The organism is Pseudomonas sp. GW821-FHT07F01 (genome assembly GCF_059418825.1).
The window spans coordinates 294453-307285 of sequence record NZ_JBWKQO010000001.1 but is presented as its reverse complement, the minus strand read 5'-3'; the positions used below and the strand labels follow the sequence as shown (position 1 = coordinate 307285).

Annotated in this window: 11 protein-coding genes and 1 pseudogene; 5 read left to right on the top strand and 7 right to left on the bottom strand. The window is 66.7% G+C overall.

The features are described 5' to 3' along the window. Nucleotides 1-2: 2 nt before the first annotated feature. On the top strand, nucleotides 3-1181 hold the full coding sequence (locus AC07R1_RS01370) for an acetyl-CoA C-acetyltransferase (protein WP_495110005.1): 1179 nt from the start codon (nucleotides 3-5) through the stop codon (nucleotides 1179-1181). A 133-nt stretch (nucleotides 1182-1314) separates the two neighbouring features. On the opposite strand, the gene AC07R1_RS01365 is transcribed toward AC07R1_RS01370, so the two are convergent. Both AC07R1_RS01365 and AC07R1_RS01360 read right to left on the bottom strand, forming a co-directional pair. Beyond that, nucleotides 1315-1617, bottom strand: coding sequence for a hypothetical protein (locus AC07R1_RS01365; protein WP_015635102.1), 303 nt, complete (start codon nucleotides 1615-1617; stop codon nucleotides 1315-1317). A 193-nt stretch (nucleotides 1618-1810) separates the two neighbouring features. After that, complete coding sequence (locus tag AC07R1_RS01360) at nucleotides 1811-2755, bottom strand: LysR family transcriptional regulator (protein ID WP_011060617.1); 945 nt, start codon at nucleotides 2753-2755, stop codon at nucleotides 1811-1813. Nucleotides 2756-2884: 129 nt separating this feature from the next. Between AC07R1_RS01360 and lysA the strand changes: the two genes are divergently transcribed. Both lysA and AC07R1_RS01350 read left to right on the top strand, forming a co-directional pair. Beyond that, nucleotides 2885-4117 (top strand): diaminopimelate decarboxylase, encoded by a 1233-nt coding sequence (lysA, locus tag AC07R1_RS01355; protein ID WP_495110004.1) that lies wholly within the window; start codon nucleotides 2885-2887, stop codon nucleotides 4115-4117. Between the two features lie 188 nt (nucleotides 4118-4305). Further along, nucleotides 4306-4959, top strand: coding sequence for a hypothetical protein (locus AC07R1_RS01350; RefSeq protein ID WP_194238250.1), 654 nt, complete (start codon nucleotides 4306-4308; stop codon nucleotides 4957-4959). Here the strand turns inward: AC07R1_RS01350 and AC07R1_RS01345 are convergent. Then, entirely contained in the window at nucleotides 4956-7391 is a 2436-nt protein-coding gene (locus AC07R1_RS01345; protein WP_495110003.1) for an MFS transporter, read from the bottom strand. The genes AC07R1_RS01350 and AC07R1_RS01345 overlap by 4 nt on opposite strands. Before the next feature lie 127 nt (nucleotides 7392-7518). Here AC07R1_RS01345 and AC07R1_RS01340 point away from each other — a divergent pair, with 127 nt between their 5' ends. Next, nucleotides 7519-8436, top strand: a complete 918-nt coding sequence (locus AC07R1_RS01340) for a LysR family transcriptional regulator (protein ID WP_495110002.1) — start codon at nucleotides 7519-7521, stop codon at nucleotides 8434-8436. A 27-nt stretch (nucleotides 8437-8463) separates the two neighbouring features. Continuing rightward, on the top strand, nucleotides 8464-8913 hold the full coding sequence (locus AC07R1_RS01335) for a hypothetical protein (protein WP_041117341.1): 450 nt from the start codon (nucleotides 8464-8466) through the stop codon (nucleotides 8911-8913). Between the two features lie 72 nt (nucleotides 8914-8985). On the opposite strand, the gene AC07R1_RS01330 is transcribed toward AC07R1_RS01335, so the two are convergent. The 4 genes and pseudogenes from AC07R1_RS01330 to AC07R1_RS01315 form a co-directional block, all read right to left on the bottom strand. After that, nucleotides 8986-10275, bottom strand: coding sequence for a methyl-accepting chemotaxis protein (locus AC07R1_RS01330; protein ID WP_428985084.1), 1290 nt, complete (start codon nucleotides 10273-10275; stop codon nucleotides 8986-8988). 120 nt (nucleotides 10276-10395) lie between these two features. Continuing rightward, a pseudogene (locus AC07R1_RS01325) lies at nucleotides 10396-10743 on the bottom strand (cache domain-containing protein); the annotation flags it as partial. 498 nt (nucleotides 10744-11241) lie between these two features. Then, the gene (locus AC07R1_RS01320) at nucleotides 11242-11535 is read right to left on the bottom strand and encodes a DUF3144 domain-containing protein (protein WP_011060609.1); all 294 of its coding nucleotides are present in this window, start codon (nucleotides 11533-11535) and stop codon (nucleotides 11242-11244) included. Between the two features lie 166 nt (nucleotides 11536-11701). Further along, on the bottom strand, nucleotides 11702-12823 hold the full coding sequence (locus AC07R1_RS01315; protein ID WP_495110001.1) for a site-2 protease family protein: 1122 nt from the start codon (nucleotides 12821-12823) through the stop codon (nucleotides 11702-11704). Nucleotides 12824-12833 lie beyond the last annotated feature (10 nt).

Below are 12833 nucleotides of genomic sequence, written 5' to 3'. Positions count from 1 at the left end.
TCATGCAAGACGTCGTAATCGTTGCCGCCACCCGCACCGCCGTGGGCAGTTTCCAGGGCTCCCTGGCGAACATTCCCGCCGTTGACCTGGGCGCCGCGGTCATCCGCCAATTGCTGGCCCAGACCGGCATCGACCCGGCCCAGGTCGACGAAGTGATCATGGGCCAGGTACTCACCGCCGGCGCCGGGCAGAACCCCGCCCGCCAGGCCGCGATCAAGGCCGGCCTGCCCCACGCGGTACCCGCCATGACCCTGAACAAGGTCTGCGGCTCCGGCCTCAAGGCCCTGCACCTGGGCGCCCAGGCCATCCGCTGCGGCGATGCCGAGGTGATCATCGCCGGCGGCCAGGAAAACATGAGCCTGTCCAACTACGTGCTGCCCGGCGCCCGCACCGGCCTGCGCATGGGCCACAGCCAGATGGTCGACTCCATGATCAGCGACGGCCTGTGGGACGCCTTCAACGACTATCACATGGGCATCACCGCCGAGAACCTGGTGGAGAAATACGGCATCAGCCGTGAAGCCCAGGACGCCTTCGCCGCCGCTTCCCAGCACAAAGCCGCGGCGGCCATCGAGGCCGGGCGCTTTGTCGACGAGATCACCCCGATCCAGATTCCCCAGCGCAAGGGCGAGCCGCTGACCTTCGCCACCGACGAGCAGCCACGCCCCAGCACCACCGCCGAAGCCCTGGCCAAACTCAAGCCGGCGTTCAAGAAAGACGGCAGCGTCACCGCCGGCAACGCCTCGGCGCTGAACGACGGCGCTGCCGCGGTGATGCTGATGAGCGCCAGCAAGGCCCGGGCCCTGGGCCTGCCGGTGCTGGCAAAAATTGCTGCCTACGCCAACGCCGGCGTCGACCCGGCGATCATGGGCATCGGCCCGGTCTCGGCCACCCGCCGCTGCCTGGACAAGGCCGGCTGGACCCTGGACCAGCTGGACCTGATCGAAGCCAACGAAGCCTTCGCCGCGCAGTCGCTGTCGGTGGCCAAGGAGCTGGAATGGGACGCCAGCAAGGTCAACGTCAACGGCGGTGCGATCGCCATCGGCCACCCGATTGGTGCATCGGGCTGCCGGGTGCTGGTGACCCTGCTGCATGAAATGATCAAGCGTGATGCCAAAAAGGGCCTGGCGACCCTGTGCATCGGCGGCGGCCAGGGCGTGGCCCTGGCGATCGAGCGCTAACCTCCGCACAAAACCGCCCTCCTTGTAGGAGCTGGCTTGCCAGCGAAGGCGCCCGTGAGAGCGCCTTCGCCAGCAAGCTGGCTCCTACGGGGAAGGCGTGCGCAGGATGGTCTTTGCCAGCGAGTTTTTCCCGCTATGCCAGGTCCAGCTGTACGCCATCCACGGCACCATCGACTGTCCATTGGCGGGCCCAGTCGCTGTCTTGAACCACACTGCTATGGCCCTGGTAGACGACGCTCAACTGGGCAGCCTGGGCAGCATTGGCATTGCAGATCAGATACAGGTCGGCACTGGCATCCGCTTGCAGGACATAAAGAACCACGTTGCCCTGGGCAGGTATGTTGACGTTGGCCAGGTTGTTGCCCTGGGCGGTATTCCTGATGGCGACTTGCTGCGCAGCGGCGGTGTTGTTGCGTGCGTGAATGGCAATAGGCATTTTATTTGACTCCAGAACTGGTCAGGGGGTTGAGTCGCTACGGTCCGGGCCTGCACCTGAGGCTTGCCACAAGATCGGCCGACCGCAGGGCTATCCTCGGTAACTGTCTGCCGCCATACGAGAGGGACATGTTTCCCTGAAACGCCAGCGCGCCCTCTTCACCAACAAGCTGAACATTGGGCCACGCCCCCCATCAGCCTGAGCGATTCACCCCTTGCCCTCCCTGCACTATCCGCCCGACCTGCTCTTGCAGTGCCTTGGCCTGGGTGCGCAGGGCTTCACTGAAACCCTCGACAAAACTCGACGAGGGCCGGTAATCCGGGCGGATCAGCATCACCCGATAGGGCACCGACAGCTGCAACGGCCGGATCGCCAGGCCGCGCCCGGCCTCTTCCATGGCACTCAAGGGATTGATGATCGCCACCCCGAGCCGCTGGCGCACCATGGCGCACACCGAAGCTGCGTTGGTGGTTTCCACCACTATCCGGCGATCCACCCCGGCCTGGCGAAAATGCTCATCCAGGGTCTGGCGGTAGATATCCAGGCCCGAGAGGTTGATGAAGTCCTGGCCGCGAAAATCCACAAGCGCCAGCCGTGGCCTGGCCAGCAGCGGATGGTCGTCCGCGAGGATGCAGACCATGTCGGCGCAGAACAGCAGTTCGCCCTGGGTGCCCCGGGGCAGGTGCTCGCTTTCGGTCAGGCCCAGGTCATGGCGCTGGGCGCTCAGGGCCTCTTCCAACAGCGGCGATTCCTGGGCGGTGATGCTCAGGCCGATGCCCGGGTGCTGCGCCTGGAACTGCTTGCACACCGGCGGCAGCAGGGTCTGGGAGAACAGCGGCAGGCAGCTCAGGCTCAACTGGCCGTGCTCGAAACGGCGGATCGACTGGGCCACGCTGTTGATCCGCTCCAGCCCCACATAGGCCCGCTCGACTTCCTCCAGCAACAGCAGGGCCTGGGCCGTGGGCAGCAGGCGCCCGCCTTCACGATCGAACAGGCGCAAGCCGGAAAGCGTTTCCAGCCGGGCCAGCTCGCGACTCACGGTGGGCTGCGAAGTAAACAGCAGGCGCGCGGCGCCAGTGACGCTGCCGGCCTGCATGATGGCGCGGAACACTTCGATGTGCCGCAGGGAGATGTCCATGGCGGGAAACTCGCTTAATCAACCAATCCATATCAGATATGAATACCTTGGCAAAGAATAGATATTTTATTGAATAGCCGCCAACGGGCATGCTGCCTCCATTCCCACTGATCACAGATTGCATTCGCCATGGCCATTCCATTTTCCCCCGCTCAACTTGTCGCCGCCGCCCGCCAGTACGGCACTCCACTGTGGTGCTATGACGCCGCCACCATCCAGGCGCGCATCGCCCAGTTGCAGGCGTTCGACGTGGTGCGCTACGCCCAGAAGGCCTCGTCCAACCTGCACCTGCTGCGCCTGATCCGCGAGGCCGGGGTACGGGTCGATGCGGTGTCCCTGGGGGAAATCGAACGCGCCCTGCTGGCCGGCTTCAGCCCGGTGGATGCCGGCATCGTCTTCACCTGCGACCTGTTCGACGAGGCCACCCTGGCCCGGGTGGTGGAACTGCAGGTGGAAGTCAACGCCGGCTCCATCGACATGCTCCGCCAGTTGGGGGAGAAATCCCCGGGGCACCGGGTCTGGCTGCGGATCAACCCGGGCTTCGGCCACGGCCACAGCCGCAAGACCAACACCGGTGGCGAAAACAGCAAGCACGGCATTTGGCACGACCAGATGAGCGAAGCCCTGGCAGTGATCCGCCAGCATGGCCTGCACCTGGTGGGCCTGCACATGCACATCGGTTCCGGGGTCGACTACGACCACCTGGAACAGGTGGGCGCAGCCATGGTGGCGGCGGTGAAATCCCTGGACCACGACCTCGAGGCCTTCTCCATCGGCGGCGGCCTGTCCACCCCCTACCGCGAGGGCGACACCCCGGTGGACGTGCAGCGTTACGCCAATGCCTGGAAAGTGGCGCGCCAGGAGATCGAGGCCTACCTGGGCCACGGCGTGCGCATGGAGATCGAACCGGGGCGCTTCCTGGTGGCCGAGGCCGGCTGCCTGGTCAGCGAAGTGCGGGTGGTGAAGACCGCCGGCCAGCATCACTTCGTGCTGGTGGATACCGGGTTCAACGACCTGATGCGCCCGGCCATGTACGGCGCCTACCACGGCATGAGCCTGCTGGACGCCGCCGGCCACCCGGTGGAGCGCCCGCAACAGCTGACCGTGGTCGGCGGCCCGCTGTGCGAGTCCGGCGACATCTTCACCCAGGACGACGAATGCCTGACCCCGCGCCCCCTGCCCCAGGCCCGGGTCGGCGACCTGCTGGTACTGCACGACACCGGCGCCTATGGCGCCAGCATGTCCTCCAACTACAACAGCCGCCCGCTGCTGCCGGAGGTGCTGTTCGAGAACGGCAAGCCGAAACTGATCCGCCGCCGCCAGCCACTGGCGGACCTGCTGGCGCTGGAACTGGGGCTGTAAGCCGCCCCTGGGTACTGACCGGCAAAGGGACACAGGGCACCCAGGCCCTGTGTTCGCCCAACCGTGTGTTCGAGGCGTCCCCCTGCCCTGGCAGCACTGAAAGTGCTTGTCCAGCCCGTTCCGTGGACAACGCTCCCCCCTTGAACTAAGAGTTAGGAGCCAGGAGTTCCTGGGCAAGGGAGAGCGCCATGTGCGAAGCAGACAAGGGCAAGAAAGAGCCTGGCAAGAGCGAGGGCGGCAGCGGGCTCACCTCGATCCTCAACCTCATTCCCAGCGTCTATTACGATCTGATTGCGCGGATCTGCCCGGGCATGGCGTTCTGGATCGTCCTGGCCTTCAAGTACCCCCACGAACAGCTGCAACCCCCCGATATTCTCGGCGGCGCCCTGTTGTTCGTGCTGATCATCCTCAGCTACGTGTCCGGTATCGTCTTCACCGGCTTCGCCCCGCTCTGGGACTGGCTATCCATCGCTACGCTGAACCGCTTCAGGTTCCTGGCGGCGCTGGTAGGCCTGGCAGATGCCCCGGCATCCTCCAGCTTCGCCAGGTGGAAGGCGGTGACCAGGCAACTGGATGAAGTCATCCAGGCAGATGACGGCGCCGGCAAGACCCTGGTCAAGGCGATGGCGGAGGTCAGCCTCTGCCAGAACCTGTTGACCGGCTTTATCGCCCTGGCCCTGATCGAAATCGGCTTCAGCGCCTGTGGGGCGCTGTCCATGGTCCAGCATCCCTGGTTCAACGGCTTTAGCGCCCTGGCCCTGCTCGTGGCGATGTACATGCGCCAGATGATGTTTCTCGGGCGGGTGAGCCATCTGCACCAACTCCATGTGACAGGCCACTAGAGCAGGTGCGCCCAGGGCCAGCCCCGATACCAGGGCATCAGTTGCAGCCGCTCCGGCTGGTCGTTGACGCTATCGTCCTGCTTGCGGGTCACCAGGGGCTCGCCGTCGGTGCCGTAGAACTGCACCTGCATTTCGGCGGTGTCGGGGTGCAGGTCCAGGCGGGCGAAGTTGTCGGCCTGGGTAAAGGCCCAGGTGCGGTAGTCCATGGTGCCCGGGACATTTTTCAGGGCAAAGCTGTCCGGGGTCTGGGGGGCGCGCGAGTCATGCACGTAGCCGGCAGGGTCGCCGTCGGCAAAGGGGAACGGCCAATAGAAGGCTGACGAGGTGACCGCATGAGCCTTGATGCCCTGGACTCCGCCACTGAACTGCAACCGGGAAATGTTCGAGCAATGAATGTCGCCGGACAGGAACACCACGTTCTGCACTTGGTACAGGGCGATGGTTTCCAGCACGGTGCTGCGGGTGCTGGGAAACGCCGACCAGGAGTCGCTCTGGTTCTTGCGCCGCTCGTAGCGCGGGCCCTCGCCCGCGGTATCCACGCCATTGGGTACAAAGACGCTGGACGTCACCACGAACTTGGGGGTGTTGCCCCGGTCCTCCTGCATATGCCGCAACCAGGCGCACAAGCGATCCAACTGGCCGGGTTCGGCCGGGTGCAGTGAAGGTCGGCCCAGCAGGTGGTTGTCCTGCAAGGCGCCGGGCACATCATCGACAAAGCGCTGGGTACGGGTATCCAGCACGAAGAACGGATAGTTGGAACAGGAAAAGTCGTAGAACAGCTGCTTGACCGAACGGTGCTTGAGGTACTGATCGTTGCCGGACATCGCACGGTTCTGCACATGGCTGTCCTCGAAGCGCGGCCCATGGCTCCATTGGTAGCTCATGTAGGCGCCCATCGCCCAGTTGAACAGGGTGCGCTTGCTACCGTTCTTGTCGATGCGGTCCTGCGTCCAGTTGTCCTCGATCTCGTGGTCGTCGAGGATCATGTAGGTGGGTTTGTGCGCCAGCAGACGGCTGATGAAGGGCGAGCCGGCCTCCTCGGACAGCCGGTTGCGCCCGGCGCTGAGCAAGGCCAGCAGCATCAGCAGCGCCGCCACGCCAAAGGTCCAGTGCATGCCACGGGACACTGCCTCGACGCCGGCCTGCGGCCCCGAGCCCCAGGCGAACAGTGCGCCCATGGCCGCCGCGCCACTGATCAGCCCGAGGTTGCGCGACAGGCTCAGCAACCCCGCCGTCAGCCCGCGCTGCTGCGGCGCCACATCACGCATCACCAGGCTGTTGTTGGCCGCCTGGAACAGCGCGTAGCTGGCGGTGACCAGGGCCAGCGGCAGCAGGTAGCCTGCCAGCCCCAGGCTCCGGGGCAGCAGCGCCAGCAGGCCCAGGCCGCCACACAACCCCAGCAGGCCGAGCCGGGACAGCGGCCGGGCACCGTAACGGTCCACCAGACGCCCGGCGGGGGCGCCGCACAGGGTCGCCACCAGCGGCCCCAGGGACAGGCTCAGACCCACTGCCAGGCTCCCGAGCCCCAGCCCCCGGGCCAGGTAGAACGGCCCCACCACCAGGGTGGTCATGATCACCGTCGACACCAGCAGGCTCAGCCACAGGCTGCTGCACAGTTGTGGCCGGCGCAGCAGGGCCGGCTGGAACAGCGGCGCGGCGGCCCGGCGCTCGACACGCACCAAGAGCGCGACCCCGACCACGCTGGCCACCAGCAGGCCCAGGTTCAACGGCGCCAGCAAGTTGTGCCCCAGGGTCAGGGCCAGGGCATAGGCGCCCAGGCTCAACGCCAGCAGCAGGCTGCCCGGCACATCGAAGGCACTGGCCGACGCCACAGGCCGGTCCGGCGGCAGGCAACGCCAGGCCAGTAACAGCGCCACCAACCCCAGGGGCACATTGACCAGGAACATCCAGCGCCAGCCGACGCTGGCCAGTATCAGGCCGCCGAGGGCCGGGCCCAGGGTGGTGCCCAGGGCCGACATACTGCCCAGCCAGCCCATCGCGGCCCCGGTGCGGGCCTTGGGCAGCGCGTCACCCACCAGGGCCATGCTCAGGGCCAGCATTACCGCCGCCCCCAGGCCTTGCAGCGTGCGGGCCGCCAGCAGCCAGCCCAGGCCCGGGGCCAGGCCGCAGCACAGCGAGGCCAGGGTGAACAGGCCGATCCCCGCCAGCAGCGCCCGGCGCCGGCCCCACTGGTCCCCCAGGCGCCCGGCGCTGGCGATCAGGGTGGTGATGGCCAGCAGGTAGGCCAGGACAATCCATTGCACCTGCTGGAACGACGCCTCAAGGGTCTGGGCCAGGCTCGGCAGCGCGGCATTGGCGATGCTGGTGTCCAGGGACGGCATCAGCATCGCCAGCGACAGGCTGGCCAGGGCCCAGCGCGCACGGGGCGCCAGGGCTTCCTGGGGGGTGGCTTGGGACTCGGGAATGGGCATCGCACAGGCTCCGGCAAGGTGATGCCCGCCAGCCTAGGGCCAGCCGTGACCAGGCGGAAGGCGCAGCCTTTGCAGTTAATTGATGCATTCAACGCCATACCAGCTGCCTGCGTGCTACATTGCGCCGATGTCGACTCCCGATCTGAACCTGCTGCTGACCCTGGACGTACTGCTGGCCGAAGGCAGCGTGGCGCGGGCTGCCCAGCGCCTGCATCTGAGCCCCTCGGCCATGAGCCGGGCGCTGGCCCGCCTGCGCCAGGCCACCGGCGACCCGCTGCTGGTGCGCGCCGGGCGCGGCCTGGTGCCCACCCCTCGGGCCCTGGAGCTGCGCCAGCGCATCGGCCAACTGGTGGCAGACGCCCAGGCCGCCCTGCGCCCGGCCGAGCAGATCGACCTTGGCCGCCTGCAGCGCACCTTCACCCTGCGCAGCCGTGATGGTTTCGTCGAGAATTTCGGCCCGGCGCTGGTCAGTCGCCTGCGGGCTGAAGCGCCCGGGGTGCGGGTGCACTTCGTACCCAAGCTGGACCGCGACAGCCAGCCCCTGCGCGATGCCAGCGTCGACCTGGAAACCGCGGTGATCGACGCCGACACCAGCCCCGAGTTGCGCACCCGGGCGCTGTTTCGCGATCGCTTTATCGGCGTGGTGCGCGCCGGCCACCCCTTGAGCCGGGGGCCGGTAAGCCTGGATGCCTACGTGGCTGGCGAACATATCCTCGCCGCCCACCAGGGCCATGCTCATGGGCGCATGGACGAGGCCCTGAAAACCCTGGGCCTGGAACGGCAGATCGTCACCCTGGTCAGCGGTTTTTCCGCCGCCCTGGCCCTGGCCCGGGGTTCGGACCTGATCGCTATGGTGCCCGAGCGCCACACCAGCAACCTGCGGCACGGCCTGCACGGTTTCAGCCTGCCGGTGCCCCTGCCGGAAATGACCATCTCCCTGCTCTGGCACCCGCGCATGGAGGCCGACCCGGCCCATCGCTGGTTGCGCCAGGTGGTGCATGAGCTGTGCAGCCAGAGCGCCCTCCCCGACCATCAGCCCGGCTGATCCACAACTTCATTAGCGAGATCCTGCATGTCTTCCAGCTCCCTGCGCCTGCTCTCCCTGAATCACCTGCCCGCTGCCGCCGCGTTGCTCTGGGGGCTGTCCCTGGCAATCGTCCGGGCCTGGCAACCGATAGATTATTTCTGGGAGAACTTCGCCGCCTACTGGCTGCCCCAGGGGCTGATTCTCGGCCTGCTGCTGTGCACCCGGCCCACGCCGGCGCTGTTCACCGGGGTGGCCCTGGCCCTGGCCGCGCACCTGCAACTGTTCTGCCTGTGGATCAGTTCCCCGGAAGGCGCCTTGGGCTGGCTGTTCTATCTGTTCGACTTTCCCGGCGCGCTGATCGGCGCCGCCATCGCCCGCTTCCTGGCCACGCGTGTGGCTCCCGGCAAGCCGTTGATCAATGGCCTGCTGGGGCTCGGCTGGGTGTCCTTGGGGCTGTTGCTGAACTTCAAGCTGATGATGTACAGCCAGGTCTGAAACGGGCCGGCGAATGCGGCCCGAGGGAACTGAAACCCGCCCGGGCCACCGACGGCCCGGGCAGGCAATGCCTCAGCGGTGGCCCTGGCTGAGGTTCGACAAGCGCCCGGACAGGGCCTGCATGGCCTCGCTGACCTTGTCCAGGGCCTGGGCGTCCCGGGCGTTGTCCTCGCTGATGCCGTGGATGCGCACCGCCAGTTCGTTGATCTCCTGGGTCACGTGGCTCTGCTGCTGGGCCGCCACGGCAATCTGCTGCGCCCGCTGGGAAATATCGTCGAAGCTGGTCACCGTGCTGGACAGCGCATCCGATGCACCGGACGCCTCGCCCACCGCCTGGCGGGTTCGTGTTTCGCCGGCCTGGATCGCCTGCACCGCCTGACGCGAGGCCTGCTGCAAGTCGTTGATCATGCCGCTGATCTCGTTGGCCGAGGTCTGGGTGCGGCCGGCCAGGGTCCGCACTTCGTCCGCCACCACGGCAAAGCCCCGGCCCTGCTCCCCGGCCCGGGCCGCTTCGATGGCGGCGTTCAGCGCCAGCAGGTTGGTCTGCTCGGAGATCGCCTTGATCACATCCAGCACCGCGCCGACCTGCTGGCTGTCCTGCTCCAGGCGCTGGATCACTGCCGCCGCCTCGGCCATTTCCGCGGACAACTGCTGGATCGACTGGCTATTGGCATCGACCTTGTGCTGGCCCTCCTGCACCACCACCAGGGACTGGCGCGCGGTGTCGGCGCAATTGTTGGTGTTCTGCGCCACTTCCAGGGCACTGGAGGACATCTCGGTGATGGCCGTGGCCAACTGGGTGTTCTCCTGGCGCTGCTGCTCGGCACGCTGGGCCAGGGTGCTGCTGAGTTGACCCAGGCGCGCGGCTTCGTTCTGCAACTGCCGGGCTTCGCTGGCGATCTTCTGCAGCATTTGCCGCAACTGCCCGGCATAGCGGTTCACCGCGGCGCGCAAGGCGCCGATCTCGTCGGCCCGGGCCACGTGCAGCTCGGCGTTGTCGCTGGCCTGGCCACTGCCCAGGGCATCGATCTGCCGGGTGGTTTCTTCCAGTTGGGCAATCAGCTTGTGCCCGGCCAGCCAGGCAAAGAACAGCAGCAGCGCCAGCAACGGCAGGAGGAACAGCAGGATCTCGGTGGTCATGGCCCGCGCCAGGCCGGTGACCTTCTGCTCCGGGGTCACCAGGCCGATGGTCCAGCCGCTGCCGGGCATGCTGAACAAGCTGACCCGCGCCGCTTCCTGCAAGCGTCCATCCTCGTCCAGGTCCAGGCTGCGCACCTGCCCGGTCGGTGCCGGCTTGGCCAGGGCCTCGGCCACCGGAAGCAACCAGGGTTGCTGCTTGCTCAGGGCGTCGAAGCTGAGCATCTGGCCCCCGCCGCCGGCCTGGGCATCAGGGAAATACAGCACGTTGCCGGCCTGGTCCAGGGCGAAGGCATAGCCGCCGGTGACCGACCCCTGCTCCTTGAGGAAGCGCGCCAGGTCGTCCAGGCGCAGGTCGATGGTGGCGACCCCGGCAAAGGCACCGTCCTGGCGATAGGGCACGCTGCAGGTGGTCATCGGCACCTGGGTCACCGGGTCCTGGTAGGCCTCGGACCACAGGCAACGGCCCGGCGCGCTGTTGCGGGCGCCGGTGTACCAGGCTTCATGGTGATAACCGGCGCTGCCGGCGGCGTTGTAGTCATCGGAAAATGCCAAGGGCCCGGCATCGCTGCGGGCCCAGAAGAAACTGCGGCGCTCCACGCCCGGGGTGAAGGCATTGGGTTCTGGCCAGATGCCGCCCCCGGCGATCGCCTTGTCGCCTTCATGGTCGATCACCTTGGGCAGGGTGGCCATGACCAGCGCCTGCTCCTTGGGCAGCCCTTCCAGCAGGTGGGCCATGCTCGCGGTCACCCCTTCGATGCCCGCCAACTGCAACGCCAGCTGGCGAACGATGGCGCTGCCGGTCTGCTCGATCAGTGCCGAGCTTGCCTCCACCACTTTGGGCTGCCCCCGTAAGGTCATCACGGCAAATACCGCCAGCGCCGTGAACAGCAACAGCAACACACTGCCGAGGGTCAAACGATGAGACAGACGAACCGGTAGCAAGGCCATGACGAACTCCATATCAATAGGCATTCAGAGCTTATCGACCGGATGCATGCTTCCCTTGAACAAAGAGTGATGCCGTTCACTTTTTTTGTCAGCGCAACAGGCGGGAGTACAACTGGAGAGGGGCGACTCAGGCAGCGCCCTCGGTAGCCGGGGCCCTGCCATCCTCGAAACAAGACCCCGGGCTACGGGCAGCCCGGGCCAGGCACGAGAACCGCTACACGACTGGCGGCGCTGGCGCCTTCAGTCCTGCTTGGCGCCCATGTACAGCTCGAAGTTCTCGATGTAGTCCGTGAGGTTCTCTTCCATCATCAGGCGGAACTCCTCGACGAAATAATCCACCGCCTGCTGCTTGGCCGCCGCCAGCTCCTGGGCATTGCGGCACCCGCAGGCGCTGACCCAGGCGCTGAAACGGGAGTTGGCGTACATCAGCGACGCGCTGGCCTTGCCCCGGCTGCTGTCGGCGATATGGGAGTTGGCCAGCTCGATAACGGCGTCGGCGCGGTTGTAGAAATCCTGGTCGGTGTCATTGGCCACGGGGCGTTCCTCTGGCGGAGTGGGGAAAATAAAGCGCCGGAGTATAAGAGTTTTGTCCTCCTGCACCGACTACTTTCATCCCCAGGCCGCAGAAGCCGGGCTGCCGGCGAAGCGGCCCGCGAGCCTTGCGCCAGGCTGGCAGCCGCTTTCGCTGGCAAGCCAGCGCCTACAGATGGGTGGGCGCCGGCAAGGCTCGCAGCTGTTCGGCCAGCAGGGCTTCACTCTTGCCCTGGGACAGCACCACGCTGTTATTGGCCGCTTGCAGCGCCTGTTGCAGGTGGTGCTCGCCCCGCTGCCGGTCGCCTTCAAGAATGGCTTGCAAGGCCAGGCAGCGCGGTCGCAGCCAGGGTGCGTTCCAATCCACTTCGGCGCTCATCGGCGTGTTGTTCAGGGGCGCGGCGTCACGCTGCAGCAAAGCGCGGCAGAACGCCAACTCGCCCCTCAACAACTCGATCAGGCCACTCATGCCGTTCAGTTGCGCCGACCGGGCCGCCAGCAATTGATCCAGTTCCTGCTCCATCTGCACCGCGGCCGGCCAGTCGCCCTGGTCCTGCAGGGCATTGAGGCGGCAGCCGAATGCGACCAGCGGCCCGGGCATGGGGCCTTCGGCCAGGCGCTGAAGATCGTCCACCGGCAATTGTGCGCTGGGCACCCCGGCCACGGTCAGGGCCAACAGGCGTGCCTGGGCCAGCTCCGGACGTTGATCGTCGCGATGCCGGTACCAGCCCAGCAGGAGCATGCCGTCGCTGGGCAGTACCCGCCAGGCAGGCATCAGGTTACCCACCCCCATGGCCAGATTGATCACGGCAAACGCCAGGGCAATGGCCCCCGGCACTCCGGGCCAGGACAGCCCAAGCGCCAGGGAAGCGCCACCCACCAGCAGATTCAGCAGCGGCCCCCACAGGACCACCAGCATCCACTGCTGCCGCAGTGGCCGTTGCAGATTGCTCGCGGCAATCACATAGCCGCCCAGGCGATTGCGCTTGAGCTGCGGCGCCCAGCGCACCCGCCAGCCGCGCCGCAGCACCTGGATCTCCACGGCGGCCACCCGTACATGCAACACCGGCATCGCGCACCCGCGTGCCCCCAGGTAATGCCCGCCCTCATGCACCACCAACGCGACAACCCCCAACAGCGAAGCCAGGAACATCGCCAGAAAGGGCTGCAACCCGGACTTGATGGTGAACCCCAGCACCAGCGCGGCGATAAACCAGCCACTGAGCAGCACCAGGCGCTGCACAATCGTCAGCAGAGTATTCAAGGCCTTGAGCCAGGTGTTGCCATCCATCGAGTACGTC